Consider the following 15,460-nt stretch of genomic DNA (forward strand, 5'->3'; position numbering starts at 1 on the left):
TAAAAAATTAACGCAGATAAGCGTAAAAAGGGCGTTAATGAGGGGCACTTATTATCTAACAGTTCAGGTTACTTAATGCGGAGCTGTAATGACGATGCATTAGATAACAAGAGTTCAGGTTAGCTATGGTTGTTTTTATCCATACCGACAGGGATAGTGATGGTAAATTCCACTCCCTTGCCGATTCGCGATCGGCAATCAATATGACCGCCCAACACCTTTACAACGATGTTGTAACAAATGTGCATGCCTAAACCACTGCCACCATTTTGTCTGGCATTGGTAAAGAAAGGCTTGTATAAATTTTCGATAGTATGCTCAGACATACCGCAACCATTGTCTTTGTAGACTATTTGTAACATTGGTTGATCAGCGACTTCTCGTAACAAACGGACTTTGAATAGAATGTGTCCAATTTCTTGCTTCTCGAAACCATGTTGAGCCGAATTCATGATCAGGTTGATCATCAATTGACTGATTGCTCCGGGGTTACTGAAGACTTCCAAATCAGGATCCACGTCTAGGCAAAATTTATGCTGAGTGCGTTTTAACCTAGGTTTGAGGCTCAATAATATTTCACCTAAATAGCTACATACATTTATCTTGCGGGCAACTTGGCTATGTTGATCGAGAGACAGCTGTTTGAACGTTTTAATCAGTTGCGTGGAGCGAACCAAATTACGCTCAATAATTTCTGCACTTTCTTCTGATTCCACATAGAATTGAGTTAATTGCGATCGCTTGAGCTTGCCTTCTCTAAATAAGTCAGCGGTTTTTTCTTGAAGCGCTCTGAGGTGTGAGATAGCCGTAATTGCCACGCCAATTGGGGTATTAATTTCATGGGTAAGACTAGACATCATGGTGCCTAGCGCAGCCATATTCTCTAACTCAACCAATTGAAGTTGCACTTCGTTGCGCTGCTCCAATGCTTTTTTCAATAAGATATTGGTCTCTGTGAGTGCTCTAGTTCGTTCTTTGACGCGTTTCTCTAGCTGTGAGTTTGCTTTTTTAAGCTGATCTATATTGTTTGCGCGCTCTAAAATAATGGAAATAATTTGTGCTTCGTAAGTCAAGGATTCGATATCATCTTGATCAGGTACGCTTGGCACTGAAAAAAACATACTAAAGGTACCGAATACGTCGCCGTTTGGAGCAATAATAGGTTGTGACCAACATGATCGAATCCCGCAACTTTTAATAATCTCATAATGATTTTCCCAGCTGGGATCTTGCAATATATCTTCGCAGACTATGAGTTCTTTTTTCTGAACCGATTTTGCCGACGTGCCTACCGCAGGTTTAACAACATTGTTTTCCTGTGATTTCAAAAATTCTGGCGGTAAACTGGGACCAACAAATGGAGAAAGGACGGTGCCCGAATCGTCTAGCAAACTGATTAAACATCGCAACCCATCAGTGGATTCTTCCAAACTAAAAACCAGTTGGTTTAATACTTCGTGAAGAGGTTTACCTTTTATCAGTAAATCCAGCGCATTCGCTCTACCATGCTCAATCGCATTATGGCGTTTGAGGTGCGTATAACGACGGGAGTCGTTAATGTCTACAACGTTCAGGAGGCTCATATTCTTCTTATTATAGTTGAGAATTTGATCTAATTATTATCGTCTCTAATCTAGCAGAATCTCCCAAATAGTAAACGGCAATATTTTTACCTAAAGATCACCGTGTATCGCTTGAAGTACTGCAATCGCCGCCATTGCCGCAGTTTCTGTTCGTAAAACCCGAGGTCCCATCTGTACAGTTTGAAAACCTGCTTCCTCAGTAGCATAGACTTCCGCATCGGTAAAACCGCCTTCAGGCCCTATTAATAAGCGTACGCCCGACATTGGAAGGGATAAATGTTTTATGCTCTTGGCCGCTTGAGGGTGTAAGGTCAGGCGCATTTGTTTGGTTGACTGAGCTACCCATTCGTTGATAGGCAGGCAAGGGTTGAGCTTGGGCAATCGATTTCGACCACATTGTTCACAGGCCGCAACGATGAGTTTAAACCACTGATGATGTTTCTTTTCCCAACGTTCTTTGGACAATTTGACGCCGCATCGATCCGTTAGCAAAGGCGTAATTTCGGTCACCCCTAACTCTACCGCTTTTTGAATGGCAAAATCCATCCGGTCGCCTCTAGAAACGCCTTGACCGAGGTGGATGGGTAAGGGCGATTCGACGCTTAATTCGAGTTTTGCATCAACCATTGCTGTAACTGAACGCTTTTTAACTTCCGTCAACTCCGCAGTGTATTCGTTGCCATCACCGTTGAATAACACAATTGGGTGTCCATCTGATAGGCGTAAAACACTGGCTAAATGATTGGCAGCATCGGCAGTTAAATCGACGGTTTGGTCTACAATCAGCAGATCAGGGTGATAAATTCGAGGGATTCGCATACATTCCAAAAGGCAGAATTTAATTTGACGGTATATTACCAATCCTGATGCTGATGACCAAGATTAAATGAAATAGTCAGAGCGGTGATGAGAAATGTTACGTCTCGTGTGACAGGCATTGCCTGTCACACAAGCGCTATCAATTTGCGCTTATTGGTTCTGATGAATCAATGTCACTGCGTTTGGCATCTGAAAGCCTGACAGTATTGTCACGAAACGCATTTTTTCGCGCATAAACCGTATGTTCACCAGTATCTTTTATTAAACTAAAAATTAAAAGAACCACAAGGCTGATAAAAATAAGTGAGAGTATTAACATTTTCAATTCCTTTAAAAATATTAGTTAGACCCTTGTCAAGGGAGCGTAAGTATAGCATTCAGCCTTTTATTTTGCGTAATGAAATTACGAAAAAAATTGCGTTCAAAAAAACACGAACAAATTCATAAAGTTAAATCTATGTTCAAATAATATACAGATGATTTTAACGTACTCATTTGACATTTTGATGAACGCAAACCTAGTGTTGGGCCCAACAATAGGGTTATAAAAAGACTCGAAGACGCAAAACGGCGACAGATTAAATTTCGAATGAACACAAAAAGGTGTGCATATCTCTTTGATTCATCTATTATTTCTGAGTCGGATGAAAAGTCTTCTTCATTATTGAGTTGATCTAAATTTTCAACTCTGTTGTAAAAGCCCATTGTGCGCTATTTTCAATAATAATCGTCATATTCAGGAGTGTTTTATGCTTGATGATATAACTGTTTCAGAATTACTTGAAACTTACGTGATCCCTTGGGGGATCAATATCTTTTTCGCAATCGTCATTTACATCGTTGGTAAAATAGTGGTTGGCGTTCTAGTCAATGTGTTTGGCAAAGTACTAGCACGCTCTAAATACGACGAAATGCTGGTGGGTTTCTTAAAAGCAATCGTCAATGCAGTATTGATGCTGTTCGTTATCATCGCATCGCTAAACGAACTTGGTGTTGATACCACATCTTTGGTTGCCATCTTAGGTGCTGCAGGTTTGGCCATTGGTTTGTCACTGCAAGGTTCACTACAGAACTTTGCCGCAGGTGTGATGCTTTTAGTATTTCGCCCTTTTACGCGAGGTAACTTTATTGAAGCCGCGGGTACGTCAGGTGTGGTCAAAGACATTACGATTTTCACGACTATCATGACAACCGGTGATAATAAAGAAGTGATTGTGCCTAACGGCGAAATTTACAAAGGTAATATCGTCAATTATTCCGCCAAAGAGACGCGTCGGATCGATATGGTGGTTGGCATTGCATACGACGCTGATCTGCGTAAAGCGAAAGCTATTTTGCAAGAGATGCTTGCTGCTGATGAACGCATTCTGAAAGAACCTGAGCCTTTGGTTGCAGTTGCTGAGTTGGCAGATAGCAGCGTTAACTTTAACGTGCGCCCATGGGTAAAATCAGGCGACTATTGGACGGTAAAATATGATTTCACTGAAGCAGTGAAATTACGTTTCGATGAAGAAGGTATCGGTATTCCATTCCCGCAAATGGATGTCCATTTACACAAGCAAGACTAGCTTTCATTGTTGCCAAAAAAATGCCGCTTTGCGGCATTTTTTTTATCTTATTCTTCAGTTCAGGTTATTTATTATTTCTGACAATTGGGCTTATCTTTGGCCTTGGCTGCTAATTGATTTGCCGCCGGCATCAGAGCCTGTAAGTTGGTGATACGTGTCGAAGGTGAAGGGTGAGTTGACATAAATTCTGCCGAACGATTACCACCACTAGCCGCATCCATGTTTTTCCATAGCTGTACCGATTCTTTAGGTTTAAAGCCTGCTAAGGCCATCAATTCCAGCCCAATTTGATCCGCTTCACTTTCATCCGCGCGACTAAAAGGTAACTGCACTCCTACTTGCACACCCATTCCGATAGCTGCCATTACCATGTTGCTATTGGCTATTTGGTTGGCTTGTAGCAATTCATTGGTTACTTCCATACCGATTCCAATCAAGGTTGAATTGGATAATCTGGCGTTACCATGCTCTGCAATTACGTGACCGACCTCATGGCCTATAACCGCAGCTAACTGATGCTGATTTTCGGCCACTTCTAATAAACCAGTATAAACACCAATTTTGCCACCTGGTAAAGCAAAGGCGTTGACTTGTTTATCATCAAATACAACTAACTCCCACTCGCCATCATATACGCTTTTAGGTACGTGTTTGGTGATGTAGTTCGCCACGCAGGTAACAAACTGATTGGTCACTTCTTTAGTAGACACTGTTTGATTGGTTTTCATGCTATCGAAAGCTTGAGAACCCATGTTGGCAAGTTGTGATTTAGAATATAGTTTTAACTGCTTACGACCGGTAGGTGAGGTAGCACAAGAAGAAATTAATGCCACAGTTAGCGCAATAGCAACACAGGACTTAATGACAGGTTTTAGCATGCAATTTGCTCGCTTCTCAGTAATAAAAATATGTTTAATAAAACAGCTTAGTAATTGATTAAAATCGTAACGTATTTTTGCATCACTGCATACCCACCATCGTTACGATTAAATTCTGTTGTTACCTACACTGCTTTGTACCAATCAATATAGATGAATCGTGACGATGAACAAAATTCTTTTGGCGATGAATGTATACGTTTTAATTTTGTGACTTAGCGGACGCGTTACTCGCGGCATAAGTGGAACTGTTGTAAATCAATCTGCCAATGAAATTTACGCTAATGTGGATGATATTCAAGATATGCAGTTTGAATCGCAAGTACCCGCAGCTGCGGCCACTTGGGAATTGAGGGCCTTTATTATCCAGAGTCTAGGTTATTTAGTGGGGGTGTTAGATAGATGCCCTGCGAAGGTTGGGCAGTGTGTGAGTCAGCAAGCCCAATCTTGTGCGAAAATGAAAGAGGAGGATTGAATTTCAATCCTCCTCTTATCGCTCTGTGACTTTCCAGTGGCTTAAATAGCAGCCCTTAATTCTTCAGCTTTGTCGGTCGCTTCCCAAGGGAACTCTTCGCGGCCAAAGTGACCGTAAGCTGCCGTGGATTGATATATCGGACGCTCTAAATCGAGCATTTTCACCAATCCATACGGACGCAAATCAAAATGTGCTCGAACGATCTCGGTAAGTCGTTCATCTGACACTTTGCCAGTGCCAAAGGTGTCTATGCTGATCGAGGTTGGCTCGGCCACACCAATGGCATAAGACACCTGCAGTTCACAGCGTTTAGCCAAGCCAGCTGCGACAAGGTTCTTCGCCACGTAGCGCATCGCATAAGCGGCTGAGCGGTCAACCTTGGATGGATCTTTACCAGAGAATGCACCACCACCATGTCGAGCCATACCGCCGTAGGTGTCGACAATTATTTTACGTCCGGTAAGTCCACAATCGCCCATAGGGCCGCCGATCACGAATCGACCCGTTGGGTTAATAAAGTATTTGGTTTGCTTTGAAAGCCATTTGGCCGGAAGCACTGGCTTGATGATTTCTTCCATCACCGCTTCTTGCAAGTCGGTCAAGCTAATCGAGTCACAATGTTGGGTAGACAGCACTACGGCATCAATACCCACAGGTTGGTTGTCTTCGTAAACAAACGTAACCTGACTTTTTGCATCGGGGCGTAGCCAGTCTAAAGTGCCATTTTTTCTTATTTCTGACTGGCGTTTTACTAGTCTGTGTGAATAAGTCACAGGTGCGGGCATCAACACGTCAGTTTCGTCACTGGCGTAGCCAAACATCAACCCTTGGTCTCCAGCGCCTTGCTCTTCTGGGGAAGTACGGTCAACGCCTTGATTGATATCGGGTGATTGTTTGCCTATGGCATTTAGCACGGCACATGAGTCCGCATCAAATCCCATATCGGAATGAGTATAACCAATCTCGCGGACGGTTTTACGAGTCAGCTCTTCAATATCAACCCAAGCTGAAGTCGTGACTTCACCACCCACCAGTACCATCCCCGTTTTAACGAACGTCTCGCAAGCAACACGCGCCTTAGGATCTTGAGTGATGATTGCGTCTAGCACTGCATCGGAGATTTGATCGGCAATTTTATCCGGATGACCTTCAGATACAGACTCTGATGTAAAAAGGTGTGTCGTCATTGATAATTCCTACAGTTAATTTTGTGAACCGACTTTTACAACGGCAATAAAGGTATTTTAACCACTAATTTTAAAAATACCAGTCTTTCCATCTAGACGTCCAAATGTCTAGATGTAATCTTGTCTTTCCAGTCCAGTTTTGTTCGAAGAGTTGATTCCATAACAAAAAAAGCATAATCAATATGGAATAAGCGTTGCAGTTAGGTTTCCACTAATGGAAAATGACCGCTCAAATCGAAAACAAGCTAACTAATCAAGTTAATACGCAAGAATGCTAAATTTTGATTATGTTTGTGATCCATAATTAGCAGGAGATCATATGCCTTCACGTCGAGAACTCGCCAACGCCATTCGCGCTTTATCCATGGATGCGGTACAACAAGCCAATTCGGGACACCCTGGAGCACCTATGGGAATGGCCGACATTGCCCAAGTATTGTGGAGCGATTTTATGCACCATAATCCAGCAAATCCGCAATGGCCAAACCGCGATCGTTTCATTTTATCGAATGGTCACGGCTCGATGTTGATCTACTCTCTGCTGCATCTGACGGGTTATGCGTTGCCGATAGAAGAGCTGAAAAACTTCAGACAACTACATTCTAAAACACCTGGGCATCCTGAATATGGCTATGCACCGGGCGTTGAAACTACCACTGGTCCGTTGGGGCAGGGGATCAGTAATGCGGTCGGTATGGCGATTGCTGAAAAAATGTTAGCGGCGCAATTTAATCAACCTGGCTACGACATTGTCGATCACTTTACCTACTGTTTCTTGGGCGATGGTTGCCTAATGGAAGGTATTTCTCATGAAGCCTGTTCATTGGCGGGCACTTTGGGCTTGGGCAAACTCGTCGCCTTTTGGGATGACAACGGCATCTCAATTGATGGCGAAGTCGAAGGCTGGTTCACCGACGATACACCTGCTCGATTTGAGTCATACGGCTGGCATGTCATTGCGGGTGTTGATGGTCATGATGCCGACGCCGTTGCTGCCGCAATTAAAGCAGCCAAAGCCGAAACGAAGCGTCCAACCATGATCTGCTGTAAAACCGTGATTGGTTTTGGTTCACCGAACAAATCCGGTAGTCATGATAGTCATGGCTCACCACTAGGTTTAGATGAAGTTCAAGCAACTCGCGAGCAGCTCGGCTGGAAACACGGTTCTTTTGAAGTCCCAGACGATATTTATGCACAGTGGGATGCCAAGGACAAAGGCGCGCAACTTGAACAACAATGGCATGAGTTATTAGAAAAATATTCGCAAGCCCACCCTGAGCTAGCGGCAGAATTGACCCGTCGTTTAGCCGGTGATTTACCTGCCGATTTTGAACAAAAAGCACAGGATTTCATCCAGCAGTCGCAACACAAAGCCGAAAATATTGCCAGTCGTAAAGCGTCGCAAAATGCCATTGAAGCTTATGCTTCCTTTATGCCTGAAGTGGTGGGCGGATCCGCTGACTTGGCCGGTTCTAACTTAACGCTTTGGTCCGGCTCTAAAGGCATCACCGCGGATGATGCTAGCGGTAACTATATCTTCTACGGTGTTCGAGAGTTTGGTATGAGCGGTATCATGAACGGGATTGGTTTGCATGGCGGCTTTAGAGCCTACGGCGCGACTTTCCTTATGTTCATGGAATATGCACGCAATGCGGTACGCATGGCGTCCTTGATGGGTATTCCAAATATCTTCGTTTACACCCATGACTCGATTGGTCAAGGTGAAGATGGTCCTACTCACCAACCCATTGAACAAATTGCCAACCTGCGCCTGACACCAAACCTTGATACGTGGCGCCCGTGTGATGGTGCTGAAACAGCAGTGGCTTGGAAAGCGGCAATAGAACGCAAGACAGGTCCAACAGCGTTGGTCTTTAGTCGCCAAGGTTTGCCAGCACAAAGCCGTACAGACGAACAATTAGCTAATGTTGCCCGAGGTGGTTACGTGTTGGTTGATTGCCAAGGTCAACCTGATGTGATCTTAATTGCAACCGGCTCTGAAGTGGGGGTTGCTGTTGAAGCTGCGGCAAAACTTAGCGACAAAGGTCACTCAGTGCGCGTGGTGTCAATGCCAAGCACGACGGTATTTGATGCACAAGATCAGGACTACAAAGACAGCGTATTACCTAAAAACGTCAGCAAACGTGTTGCAGTGGAAGCGGCGCATGTCGATTTCTGGCACAAATATGTTGGTTTTGATGGCGCGATTGTAGGGATGACCACCTTTGGCGAGTCAGCACCTGGCGGCGCTTTGTTGAAACATTTCGGCATTACGGCAGACGCTGTTGTCGATGCGGCGCAAGGCATACTTTAGCCTGTAAGTAGTCGATCTATATGATCTAGATAGATTGAGCATCACGGGCGCAAAAAATTGCGCCCTTTACGTTTAAGAATGACATGATACGCATAGCAATTAATGGCTTTGGACGAATCGGTCGAAATGTGCTTCGGGCGCTCTATGAAACGGGCCAGAATCAGTCGATTGAGATAGTCGCAATAAACGATATCGCTGAGCCAGAGGGCATCGCCCATCTACTCAAATACGACACGGCGCATGGGCGCTTTGGTTTTCCTGTGGCGTTATCGGGGACCACCTTGTCGGTCAATGGCGATGCGATTCAATTGTTACAACATGCCCGAATTGATGAATTGCCATGGACGGAATTAGATATTGATTTGGTGATGGAATGTACCGGCGTACACAATGATCGCGCTGATGCCGAAATTCATATTGCCCAAGGGGCAAGAAAAGTTCTATTTTCCCATCCCTCAACGCCAGACATGGACGCAACCGTCATCTATGGCGTCAATGATGAAGAGCTGCAAGTTGCAGATCGCATTGTCTCAAATGGCTCATGCACAACCAACTGTATTGTTCCTGTTATCCAAGTGCTCGATGAGGCGTTTGCTGTTCAAAGTGGCACAGTGACGACTATTCATTCTTCGATGCATGATCAACAGGTAATAGACGCTTATCATAAAGATTTACGCCTCACCCGTGCGGCGAGTCAGTCCATTATTCCCGTTGATACTAAGCTTGCGGTTGGGATTGAGCGTATCCTGCCCAAATTTGCAGGACGTTTTGAAGCGATTGCCGTGCGCGTACCGACTATTAATGTGACCGCCATGGATTTGAGTGTGACGGTCGACGCAAAAGTGAGCATTGAAGAGGTGAACCAAGCCTTACACCGAGCAGGTCAGGGCAGATTAAAGGGTATTTTAGGTTACACTGAAGAGCCACTTGTTTCGGTCGATTTTAATCATGATCCGCATTCGTGTATTGTTGATGGAACTCAGACGCGAGTGAGCCATAAACAGTTAATTAAAATATTGGTTTGGTGTGACAACGAGTGGGGCTTTGCTAATCGCATGTTAGATACCGCTCGAGCGATGTTCAGGGAAACGTTGCACGATTAGAAATTTTTACAAACCTGTTACCGCATACGCGGGACAAGGTTTACACAATAGTACAGACTTAAGACAATTTGAATTAGAGGATACTTTATGCCGATCGTGAATATGACAGATCTTGATCTAGCGGGTAAACGGGTTCTGATCAGAGAGGATCTTAATGTGCCGGTAAAAGACGGCGTAGTCACCTCAGATGCCAGACTTAAAGCCGCACTCCCTACCATTGAACATGCGCTAAAGGCCGGTGCCAAAGTGATGGTTATGTCGCATCTTGGACGTCCTACAGAAGGTACCTTCGAGCAACAATACTCGCTCGCGCCGGTCGTCACTTACTTATCTGAAACCTTGGATTGCACGGTGCGACTAGCTGGGGATTACTTAAATGGCGTGAGTGTTGAGGCAGGTGAACTGGTTATTCTCGAAAACGTGCGTTTTAATCCTGGCGAAAAAGACGACGATGAAGCCTTGTCAAAACAATATGCTGCCTTGTGTGATGTGTTTGTAATGGATGCGTTTGGTACTGCTCACCGCGCACAAGCGTCTACTCATGGTGTCGCAAAATTCGCTCCCGTCGCCTGCGCAGGCCCATTGCTAGCCAATGAGCTGTCGGCCTTAACTAAAGCACTTGATAATCCCGCTCGCCCAATGGTGGCCATAGTCGGGGGATCAAAAGTGTCGACTAAATTGACGGTACTAGAGTCACTCTCAGGGATCGTTGATCAACTTATTGTTGGTGGCGGTATTGCCAATACATTCATTGCTGCCGAAGGTCACAATGTCGGTAAATCGCTATACGAGCCTGATTTAGTGCCAGAAGCCAAACGCTTAATGCAGGCCGCTAAAGATAACAACGGTGCTATTCCGGTTCCTGTCGATGTGGTCACCGGTTTAGAATTTTCGGAGTCAACAGCAGCAACCACTAAGTCGGTGTCCCAAGTAACAGACGACGATATGATTTTTGATATAGGTCCTGAGACAGCAGAGCAGCTGGCCGAGATCATTAAAAATGCCGGTACTATCGTGTGGAATGGACCTGTTGGTGTGTTTGAATTTGAACAGTTTGAACAAGGTACCAAAACCCTGTCGATGGCAATAGCGCAAAGCAAAGCGTTTTCTATTGCAGGAGGCGGTGATACGCTTGCGGCAGTGGACAAATACAATATTGCCGATAACATATCCTACATATCTACCGGTGGTGGCGCTTTCTTAGAGTTTTTAGAAGGAAAAGTATTACCCGCCGTAGCCATGTTAGAGTCTCGGGGTGAGAGCAAATAAACTCAGAAATATTATAAGAGGCGGTAAAAGCGTCCTAAACTATCTTTGTATTCTACCAAGTTAATAAGGAGTGTTGCGAATGGCATCACAAGCACAATTAGACATGCTAAAAAAAATCGAAACTGAAAACGGGTTTATCGCGGCGCTCGATCAAAGCGGTGGTAGCACACCCAAAGCTTTGAAACTCTACGGTGTTACCGAAGATATGTATTCTGGCGATGAACAAATGTTTACTAAAGTTCATGAGATGCGTACCCGTATTATCACCAGCCAAGCATTTAATGGTAAGCGCGTACTAGGTGCCATTCTGTTTGAAAACACCTTAGATCGTGAAATTGAAGGTAGAGCAAGCTCGCATTATTTGTGGCAAGAAAAGAATGTTGTTCCGTTTTTGAAAGTTGATAAAGGCCTAGAAGACGAAAAAAACGGCGTGCAATTGATGAAAGCCATCCCCGGTCTTGACGAGTTACTCGACAAAGCCAACGCCAAAGATGTGTTTGGCACAAAAATGCGCTCGGTAGTGAAAATGGCTAACGCAGATGGCGTGCATGCCATCGTTGAACAACAATTTGAAGTGGGTAAGCAAATCCTAGCGAAAGGACTAGTACCCATTATCGAACCAGAAGTTGACATTAACAGCCCTGAAAAAGCGGCAGCCGAGTTATTGCTTAAAGGTGAACTGCTTAAGCATCTTGATGCGTTACCTGATACGCAAATGGTTATGTTGAAATTAACCTTGCCAGAAACCGCTGGATTCTATGACACCTTGATATCACATCCAAGGGTACTCAAAGTGGTAGCACTTTCTGGTGGTTATAGCCGTGAAGAAGCCAATAGAAGATTGTCTGAAAATGAAGGCATGATCGCCAGTTTCTCACGCGCCTTGTCAGAAGGACTAATGTATCAACTCAGTGATGAAGAATTTGATAGTACGCTCAATACGTCTATTGAAAGTATTTATCAGGCGTCGATTACCTAACTTCTACAATCAGCAATATAGCCAATCAAAAACCGAACATTGAGATACTCGATGTTCGGTTTTTGTCTTTTTACTGGCTAAATTCTCAGCCTTGTTTATAGTAATAATCTGTTTGGTTTTAGGGATTTACGATGGACGTTGAATTACCCTTACCCCTATACAAAAAATTGACCGTAACCTTTCGCGTCGAACCGGGGTGTTTGGGGCCTGACGGGGCAGATCATATAGAAGGGTTTTGCAAACATGCTAAGCAGGTAGTTGCTTCGCTCGATTCAGATTTCGTACGTTGGGTTATTGTACCTCGTTACGATAAGTCACTAGATGAAACCGAATACCGCACTAATGGCAAACGGTTAGACTATGACAAGGCAGCGCTCTATTTAAACGTGTTCGGCAAAGATCTCGACGAATTCGAAGAACATTTGCAAGACAGCCTTTCCGATTTGATTGATGAGTACCTCGGTCGCTAATTCATTTAAATCCCTTTATCATCTCGCATAATATTTGCTACTACTTTCGTCAAGGAGTTAACAACAATGGAAAATCTAAAGTGGTACAGAAACCCAGAGATGATAGTCGCTCTGTCTGCACTGTTTATTGGTTTGGTTACCGCATTTACTTCAATGTATTCAGCCTACGTTGATCGTGAATATGCCAGAGCCTCTGTTTGGCCAAAGGTAGAAATTTTCAGGAGTTTTAGCGGTAATTCATTTAGTTACAGAGTGACCAATAGTGGCACAGGTCCGGCATTAATCAAATATGCAAAAGTTCAAAACGGCTCTGACTATATAAAATCGTGGACGGAAATTTCAACATTTAAAAATATCAGACAATCGCATATTGGCTCTATTACCTTATCACCTCAAAGCAGTAGTATCCCAGTTTCATACGAAGGCGAGAATGCCGGCATACTGGCAAAAACCGATAAACACATCAGCATTGAGCTTTGTTATTGCTCAATTTACGAAGAGTGTTGGGTGGTAGATAGACGCAATCAGCCAGAGAATGTAGAGGCCTGCACCATTGATGATGAGCAGCGGTTTTTGCAATAATTAACTCGCTGCCGCTTGTAAAAAGCTAAGTTGAACGTGTTAAACCAAAATCATTAATCAATTGTATACATTGCTGTGGATCTTCTGGTAAGTAAAAATCTTCTCCCCCTTGACAATATTTGTCGAGAATTTTCTTTTGCTTATCTTTATCAAAATCAATAAATTCGACACCTTTCATGCTCCATTCCCCAAACTGCCTTTGGTCGATACTCTCACAGCTCAATAATTGCAGGTTGCCATGGCGCCTATCATTTTTGATATGTGTGTAAAGCTCTTGAATATCAAGTTCCTCGCCTTCTAGCACTTGCAAAAAGTGCAGGCCTTGGCTCAATAGAATGCCAGTAATATTCTGCAACTTATTGTTTTCTTGCGCGACAGACAATATATCCTTGACCAATTTCCACGTTATAACTTCATTCGAATCACTTAAGTAAATTAGTCTGGCAAGAGACATGAGCCATTCCTCCTAGGAATAATTCTTTATAGTTTAGCTAATTAACTCAAAATCGTGTGAGTTAATTGCATTCACATTTATTCAACACCTAAATTTATTACAAAATTGTATGTCTGCATCTTAGCTGCAAAAATATTTATCCAATAACAATAGGTAGCAAATTAGCCGCGATTAAGAAAAGCGACTTTTTAAACGCGTCATATCTTTAGTTAACCGTCAACTGATAACCTAATGTTGATAAGTAAGTGGACTCTCGCGCCAAATCAGCAGTGAATATTGGCTTATGCTCCAACCACTCTTTAGGGAACTGGATGTCGATGCTCTGATCTTTCACCCTAACAGCAAACTCGGGCAAAATATCATCTTGACGCTTAATGTTGAGTATCACACTTAGTCTAAGAATGATGAGTAGCTTGATCACTGAGTCAGGATCGAATTGCCAGAGCTCGGGGAGTTCTTCAAGTCGTACTTTTTTTCGGTGAAACCGCGCCAATATCGCTAATAACGCCTGTTGTTCTTGATTAAAGCCATACAAATCGACGTTTTGTAAAATATAGGCAGAATGGCGTTGCACACCTCGGGAATTGATCTGCAGACCTATTTCGTGCAGCATCGCTGCCCATCCCAACATGTTACGACTCGCTTGACCGCTAATTTTCCATTGTTTACGGCATTGGTCATAGATATACAGTGCCGTGTTGTGAACGCGTTTTGCGTGCTCTAAATCGACGTCGTAGCGAGTTGCTAGGCTTTGTGCCGTGCGTTCACGAATATCATGATGGGCAAGCTGTTCTTCCATTTCATACATGACACCTTCACGCAGTGCTGCTGGAGAATACTCCATTGCTGATATTTTTAAGCTTTTAAATGCCGCAATCAATATCGACAAGCCTGCTGCGAATACCGGAACACGGTCTTGGGTTAGCGTTGGAAAGGCAAGCGCGTCTATGTGCTTGGCGTCTATGCAACGTTGCTTTAAGGTTTTTAAATGGTCTAAATTAACAAAGCCTTCTGAGTTTTCTGAATTCAGTGATTGCACGACTAACACTATGGCCTTGATAGTGCCTGAAGTACCTATGCAATGTTGCCAGCCTTGTTTGAGATACTTGACGTCGATTAGCTCCAGCTCTTGCTGCGCGGCCATTATCGCACGCTTAAAAGCTTGGTTTGTCATCTCGCCGTTATCGAAGAAACGTTTACTGTAGCTTACACAACCCATTTGTAGACTGCGCAGTAGTTTAGTCTCAAAACCCTCACCAATGATGAATTCTGTTGAGCCGCCGCCAATATCTATCACTAACCGTTTGCCCGAATCCTGTATTGTGTGAGCAACGCCTGAATAGATTAGTCGCGCCTCTTCAATGCCTGATATGACTTCAATTGGGTAGGGCAGTATTTTCTTTGCAGCTCTGATGAATTCTTTGGCGTTTTTTGCTTTTCGCAAAGTGTAAGTGGCAACTATACGCACCGAGTCAGGGGCAAATCCTTTTAAACTCTCGGCAATGACTGCTAAGGTTTCTAGCCCCCGTTGCATTGCCGCGTCGTCTAATCGAAATTGACTGTCTAAGCCATCGGCCAGGCGTACCTTTTGTTTTACCCTATGCAGAATTTGCACGTTACCGGCAACAATTCGAGCGACCACTAAATGGAAACTGTTAGAACCAATATCGAGTGCCGCCACTTGCGTTGAAGGACGTGATTCTACGTTGTCAAAAGCGTCACTGATCTCTGGCATGGACAATTGCTCTGCGAATTAACGATAAAACAGACATCAAACCA

The 15,460-nt window shown here is 43.8% G+C and carries 15 protein-coding genes; 8 read left to right on the forward strand and 7 right to left on the reverse strand.

The window, feature by feature from the left end; all coding sequences use genetic code 11:
• Window positions 1-119: 119 nt before the first annotated feature.
• The 3 genes from ABD036_RS07765 to ABD036_RS07775 form a co-directional block, all read right to left on the reverse strand.
• Complete coding sequence (locus ABD036_RS07765) at window positions 120-1,583, reverse strand: GAF domain-containing sensor histidine kinase (RefSeq protein ID WP_343858344.1); 1,464 nt, start codon at window positions 1,581-1,583, stop codon at window positions 120-122.
• A 90-nt stretch (window positions 1,584-1,673) separates the two neighbouring features.
• Window positions 1,674-2,402, reverse strand: coding sequence for a 16S rRNA (uracil(1498)-N(3))-methyltransferase (locus ABD036_RS07770; protein ID WP_343858347.1), 729 nt, complete (start codon window positions 2,400-2,402; stop codon window positions 1,674-1,676).
• Window positions 2,403-2,541: 139 nt separating this feature from the next.
• On the reverse strand, window positions 2,542-2,721 hold the full coding sequence (locus tag ABD036_RS07775; RefSeq protein ID WP_343858349.1) for a hypothetical protein: 180 nt from the start codon (window positions 2,719-2,721) through the stop codon (window positions 2,542-2,544).
• 430 nt (window positions 2,722-3,151) lie between these two features.
• Here ABD036_RS07775 and ABD036_RS07780 point away from each other — a divergent pair, with 430 nt between their 5' ends.
• A complete protein-coding gene (locus ABD036_RS07780) occupies window positions 3,152-3,970 on the forward strand; it encodes a mechanosensitive ion channel family protein (protein WP_343858352.1) in 819 nt (272 codons plus the stop codon).
• A gap of 71 nt (window positions 3,971-4,041) precedes the next feature.
• Here the strand turns inward: ABD036_RS07780 and ABD036_RS07785 are convergent, their stop codons facing one another.
• The gene (locus ABD036_RS07785) at window positions 4,042-4,848 is read right to left on the reverse strand and encodes a M48 family metallopeptidase (RefSeq protein WP_343858354.1); all 807 of its coding nucleotides are present in this window, start codon (window positions 4,846-4,848) and stop codon (window positions 4,042-4,044) included.
• Window positions 4,849-5,134: 286 nt separating this feature from the next.
• Between ABD036_RS07785 and ABD036_RS07790 the strand changes: the two genes are divergently transcribed.
• Window positions 5,135-5,323 (forward strand): hypothetical protein, encoded by a 189-nt coding sequence (locus ABD036_RS07790; RefSeq protein ID WP_343858356.1) that lies wholly within the window; start codon window positions 5,135-5,137, stop codon window positions 5,321-5,323.
• Between the two features lie 41 nt (window positions 5,324-5,364).
• On the opposite strand, the gene metK is transcribed toward ABD036_RS07790, so the two are convergent.
• Entirely contained in the window at window positions 5,365-6,510 is a 1,146-nt protein-coding gene (gene metK, locus ABD036_RS07795) for a methionine adenosyltransferase (protein ID WP_343858359.1), read from the reverse strand.
• A gap of 319 nt (window positions 6,511-6,829) precedes the next feature.
• Here metK and tkt point away from each other — a divergent pair, with 319 nt between their 5' ends.
• The 6 genes from tkt (at window position 6,830) to ABD036_RS07825 (ending at window position 13,227) form a co-directional block, all read left to right on the forward strand.
• Complete coding sequence (gene tkt / locus ABD036_RS07800; RefSeq protein ID WP_343858362.1) at window positions 6,830-8,824, forward strand: transketolase; 1,995 nt, start codon at window positions 6,830-6,832, stop codon at window positions 8,822-8,824.
• Window positions 8,825-8,907: 83 nt separating this feature from the next.
• Complete coding sequence (epd, locus tag ABD036_RS07805) at window positions 8,908-9,927, forward strand: erythrose-4-phosphate dehydrogenase (RefSeq protein WP_343858365.1); 1,020 nt, start codon at window positions 8,908-8,910, stop codon at window positions 9,925-9,927.
• An 87-nt stretch (window positions 9,928-10,014) separates the two neighbouring features.
• Window positions 10,015-11,196 (forward strand): phosphoglycerate kinase, encoded by a 1,182-nt coding sequence (locus tag ABD036_RS07810; protein ID WP_343858366.1) that lies wholly within the window; start codon window positions 10,015-10,017, stop codon window positions 11,194-11,196.
• A gap of 79 nt (window positions 11,197-11,275) precedes the next feature.
• Window positions 11,276-12,175 carry a fructose bisphosphate aldolase gene (locus tag ABD036_RS07815; protein WP_343858367.1) on the forward strand — a complete coding sequence of 300 codons (900 nt, stop codon included), beginning with the start codon at window positions 11,276-11,278 and terminating at the stop codon, window positions 12,173-12,175.
• A gap of 131 nt (window positions 12,176-12,306) precedes the next feature.
• Window positions 12,307-12,645: a hypothetical protein gene (locus ABD036_RS07820; RefSeq protein ID WP_343858369.1), complete on the forward strand. Its 339-nt coding sequence runs from the start codon at window positions 12,307-12,309 to the stop codon at window positions 12,643-12,645.
• A 66-nt stretch (window positions 12,646-12,711) separates the two neighbouring features.
• Window positions 12,712-13,227 carry a hypothetical protein gene (locus tag ABD036_RS07825; RefSeq protein WP_343858371.1) on the forward strand — a complete coding sequence of 172 codons (516 nt, stop codon included), beginning with the start codon at window positions 12,712-12,714 and terminating at the stop codon, window positions 13,225-13,227.
• A 25-nt stretch (window positions 13,228-13,252) separates the two neighbouring features.
• On the opposite strand, the gene ABD036_RS07830 is transcribed toward ABD036_RS07825, so the two are convergent.
• Entirely contained in the window at window positions 13,253-13,681 is a 429-nt protein-coding gene (locus ABD036_RS07830) for a BLUF domain-containing protein (RefSeq protein ID WP_343858373.1), read from the reverse strand.
• A 205-nt stretch (window positions 13,682-13,886) separates the two neighbouring features.
• On the reverse strand, window positions 13,887-15,416 hold the full coding sequence (ppx, locus tag ABD036_RS07835; RefSeq protein WP_343858374.1) for an exopolyphosphatase: 1,530 nt from the start codon (window positions 15,414-15,416) through the stop codon (window positions 13,887-13,889).
• Window positions 15,417-15,460 lie beyond the last annotated feature (44 nt).

Source organism: Aliiglaciecola litoralis, assembly GCF_039523355.1.
Lineage (GTDB): Bacteria > Pseudomonadota > Gammaproteobacteria > Enterobacterales > Alteromonadaceae > Aliiglaciecola > Aliiglaciecola litoralis.

Excerpts from the sequence above, each read along its gene's own strand:
- ABD036_RS07765 (WP_343858344.1), bottom strand. The coding sequence starts at position 1,583 with ATGAGCCTCCTGAACGTTGTAGACATTAACGACTCCCGTCGTTATACG.
- ABD036_RS07770 (WP_343858347.1), bottom strand. The coding sequence starts at position 2,402 with ATGCGAATCCCTCGAATTTATCACCCTGATCTGCTGATTGTAGACCAA.
- ABD036_RS07775 (WP_343858349.1), bottom strand. The coding sequence starts at position 2,721 with ATGTTAATACTCTCACTTATTTTTATCAGCCTTGTGGTTCTTTTAATT.
- ABD036_RS07780 (WP_343858352.1), top strand. The coding sequence starts at position 3,152 with ATGCTTGATGATATAACTGTTTCAGAATTACTTGAAACTTACGTGATC.
- ABD036_RS07785 (WP_343858354.1), bottom strand. The coding sequence starts at position 4,848 with ATGCTAAAACCTGTCATTAAGTCCTGTGTTGCTATTGCGCTAACTGTG.
- metK (WP_343858359.1), bottom strand. The coding sequence starts at position 6,510 with ATGACGACACACCTTTTTACATCAGAGTCTGTATCTGAAGGTCATCCG.
- tkt (WP_343858362.1), top strand. The coding sequence starts at position 6,830 with ATGCCTTCACGTCGAGAACTCGCCAACGCCATTCGCGCTTTATCCATG.
- epd (WP_343858365.1), top strand. The coding sequence starts at position 8,908 with ATGATACGCATAGCAATTAATGGCTTTGGACGAATCGGTCGAAATGTG.
- ABD036_RS07810 (WP_343858366.1), top strand. The coding sequence starts at position 10,015 with ATGCCGATCGTGAATATGACAGATCTTGATCTAGCGGGTAAACGGGTT.
- ABD036_RS07815 (WP_343858367.1), top strand. The coding sequence starts at position 11,276 with ATGGCATCACAAGCACAATTAGACATGCTAAAAAAAATCGAAACTGAA.
- ABD036_RS07820 (WP_343858369.1), top strand. The coding sequence starts at position 12,307 with ATGGACGTTGAATTACCCTTACCCCTATACAAAAAATTGACCGTAACC.
- ABD036_RS07825 (WP_343858371.1), top strand. The coding sequence starts at position 12,712 with ATGGAAAATCTAAAGTGGTACAGAAACCCAGAGATGATAGTCGCTCTG.
- ABD036_RS07830 (WP_343858373.1), bottom strand. The coding sequence starts at position 13,681 with ATGTCTCTTGCCAGACTAATTTACTTAAGTGATTCGAATGAAGTTATA.
- ppx (WP_343858374.1), bottom strand. The coding sequence starts at position 15,416 with ATGCCAGAGATCAGTGACGCTTTTGACAACGTAGAATCACGTCCTTCA.